This is a genomic window from Acinetobacter sp. UBA2063 (assembly GCF_002333245.1).
Lineage (GTDB): Bacteria > Pseudomonadota > Gammaproteobacteria > Pseudomonadales > Moraxellaceae > Acinetobacter > Acinetobacter parvus.
This window is the reverse complement of record NZ_DDAH01000033.1, coordinates 1-3,250: the sequence shown is the minus strand read 5'-3', so window position 1 is coordinate 3,250 and position 3,250 is coordinate 1. Positions and strand designations below refer to the sequence as shown.

Annotated in this window: 4 protein-coding genes; all 4 read right to left on the bottom strand. The window is 39.7% G+C overall.

Annotated elements, in window-relative coordinates; genetic code table 11:
• Positions 1–1,019, bottom strand: a 1,019-nt coding sequence (locus B4H32_RS01660; protein ID WP_286799423.1) for a nucleobase:cation symporter-2 family protein, incomplete at its 3' end; no start/stop codon positions are given.
• Between the two features lie 35 nt (positions 1,020–1,054).
• A complete protein-coding gene (gene uraH / locus B4H32_RS01655) occupies positions 1,055–1,375 on the bottom strand; it encodes a hydroxyisourate hydrolase (RefSeq protein ID WP_000625767.1) in 321 nt (106 codons plus the stop codon).
• Complete coding sequence (gene uraD, locus B4H32_RS01650; protein ID WP_001177702.1) at positions 1,372–1,875, bottom strand: 2-oxo-4-hydroxy-4-carboxy-5-ureidoimidazoline decarboxylase; 504 nt, start codon at positions 1,873–1,875, stop codon at positions 1,372–1,374. The genes uraH and uraD overlap by 4 nt, the downstream gene beginning before the upstream one ends.
• A gap of 143 nt (positions 1,876–2,018) precedes the next feature.
• Positions 2,019–2,981 carry an allantoinase PuuE gene (gene puuE, locus B4H32_RS01645; RefSeq protein ID WP_000127611.1) on the bottom strand — a complete coding sequence of 321 codons (963 nt, stop codon included), beginning with the start codon at positions 2,979–2,981 and terminating at the stop codon, positions 2,019–2,021.
• Positions 2,982–3,250 lie beyond the last annotated feature (269 nt).

Genomic DNA, 3,250 nt, shown 5'->3' with positions numbered 1-3,250 from the left:
CCCATAATTGGTAAAATACCCAATACAACTAAAATTAAGCCACCCGCTGCAACAACAAAACGGCTTTTTACACCAGTAATCGCGACCAAGCCTACATTTTGTGCAAAGGCACTTTGCATGAATGAGCCAAATATTGGTGCTGCTGCACTTGAAAGCATATCGGCACGTAGCCCATTGGTAATACGTTCAGCGTCGACTTTGGTACCGACAATTTCACCAACAGCGATAATATCAGCTGTAGTTTCAGTCATAATCACCAATGTCACAATTAGCATGGCAATAATGGCACTCAGTTCAAATGTTGGCATACCAAAGGCAAAGAAACTTGGGAATTGAATCCAATTGCCATTTGCGACTTTTGAGAAATCGCCAAAGCCCATCGCATATGCCAGCACTGTACCTAGCACAATTGCTAATAAGATGGATAAACGACGAATTGTAGCGTTTCGAGTAATATTCAGCACAATGACAATGGCTAAAGTTAGAAAAGCCAAACTAATATTTTCAGCACTGCCCCAATCAGGCGCTTTGCTATTTCCACCCATCATCCAACGTACTGCGACAGGTAGCAATGACAAACCAATCACGGTAATCACGCAGCCGGTCACGATTGGCGGGAAAAAACGAATAATTTTTGAAAAATATGGTGCTAAAAAGAAACCGATTAATGAAGCAACAATAACCGCACCATATACTGCCGAAAGCCCACCACCTGCAGTGACTATGGCAATCATCGTTGCCACACCAGCAAAGGATACGCCTTGAACTAGGGGTAATTTTGCACCGATGTATTTCACACCGACCGTTTGTAAAATCGTGGCTAAACCACCGACAAATAATGCTGCTGCAATTAATAAACCAATTTGTGCAGGTTCAAGTCCTGCGGCTGTACCAATAATCAGTGGCGGCGCAATAATACCGCCATACATCGTCAATACATGTTGTAAGCCATAAGCTAGGCTTTTCCCTGCACCTAAATATTCATGTTCTGGTGAAACTGTTTGATTTTGTTCTGTCATTTTTATATCCCCCGATCCGTTTTATGATGCTATTTTTAGCTACCGCGATATGTTGAATAGGCAAAAGGGCTAATCAACAAAGGAATATGAAAATGCTGTGAGGCATCTTTTACTAAGAAATGAATTACTGCTTTTGGGAAAAAAGTTTCGGTATTAAGACTTTCAAAATAGTCCGCTGTGGCAAACTCTAAGCTATAGCTACCCGTAGAAAATTCGCTTAAACCAAAGTCGGTCACACGGCCATCTGCATTGGTTTGCCCTTCACCAAGTAACATACCGTCTGCATTGAATAATTTAATCAAGACATTGGCAGCAGGTTTCCCAAGATTTGTATCTAAAATATGTGAGCTGATCATGCACTTAGCTCCTGTTTTAATCTTAATAAGGCAATTTCAGCCAATTGATGATGGACAATACGCTTTTCAGTTTCTGGATTATTCAGCAGACGGTACTGCAATGCTTGTAATACATTTTCACTGCTTAAGCCTGAAGCTTTAATTAAGAAGATATAGCCGTACTTTTTTTCATAAGCGATGTTGCCTTTGAGCAATGCCATTTGTGTTTCTTCATCGGCTGAAATAGCGGATTGTTCACGGTTGGAAAAATTCTTTTCTAATTCAGAAAGTTCAGCTTGGGCTTTTTTTTCACCAATACGCGGGTGATTATCTAAAGCAGATTTAATTTCTTCCCACGACCATGTACGAGCAGCTTGAGCCGCGTATTCCAAAATACTGTCTAATGATGCATACGGACGCTGACTGAGCAGCTCATTCGCCCAGCTTTCAATTTGCACACAGTGCTTTAAAAATGTTTTTACATCGGCTTCGGATGCTTGATTAAATTCAACAAGTTGCACTATTAAATCGCCTAAAAATATTTAATGTTCGTTCAAAACATGTTTTGCAATATCAATGCCAATCCCTTATTTCTTAGACAAATTGCTTTTTATAGGCACAAAAAAAGAGGCGCTAAGCCTCTCTTTCTTCTTTATTTTTTTTATTACGGTGCATGGTGTTTTATCCAATGTTCTGCAATATCGGCACGACGACAAACCCATACTTTTTCATGCGATTGCACATAATCTAAGAATCTTTGTAGTGCTTTAAAGCGTCCTGGTCGCCCTAAAATACGACAGTGCATACCAATAGATAGCATTTTTGGCGCAGTTTCACCTTCGGCATATAACACATCAAAGGCATCTTTAAGGTATTGATAAAATTGCTCACCACTATTAAAACCACCCGGCGAGCAAAACTTCATATCATTACTTTCAAGTGTATATGGAATGATTAAATGCGGACGTGTTGCACCATCTACATTCGTCACTGTGCTCCAAAATGGTAAGTCATCGCCATAATAGTCACAGTCATATTGAATCTGAGGAAATTCAGCAAGTAATTTTCGAGTATTCGGGCTATCACGTCCGGTATACCAACCGATTGGTGTTTTACCAAATAGCGTTTCAAGCACGCTAATAGCTTGATCCATATGTTGGCGTTCTTGTTCGATTGGCATATCTTGATAATGCAACCAACGTTGACCATGCGATACGACATCATAATTGGCTGCTTTAATCGCTTCCACAATGTAAGGATTGCGTGCCAAAGCCATACCCACACCGAAAATGGTCATGGGGAGTTGGCGTTTTTTAAACTCTTGGTGAATGCGCCAAAAGCCCGCTCGTGAGCCATATTCGTACATGGAATCCATCGACATGTGTTTGTCTGGAAAACTGGCCGCGCCAATAATATCTGACAAAAACTGTTCTGAACCTGCATCACCATGTTCTACATGGTTTTCACCGCCTTCTTCATAGTTCAATACAAACTGAACCGCGACACGAGCACCATTTGGCCATTCCACTTTGGGTGGTTCTCCATGATAGCCAATCAGATCTCTGGAATAGTCTTGTTGTTGAATCTGGTCTATCAGATCTTGCCCACGTAAATATGTTGCTGTCACATCCACTTCCTAATTTGTTATATCAAACAGTCAAAAACTAGAATGAATTAAGCAATTAGTGCGCCAAAACTTAGTATACAAGTTTTATTTCCTTTCTAAAGGAACGACAACTGATGACGCGTGCATATTGAGCATCTAACTTTATAAATTTAATATCTAAAAAATATTTTTTCTTTGGACTGTCTAATGAATACAAAACATAAAAAAATTATTAATATTTTTACTTTAGAATGGCTTTGTTGCACAACGATTTCATAACTATATGATTT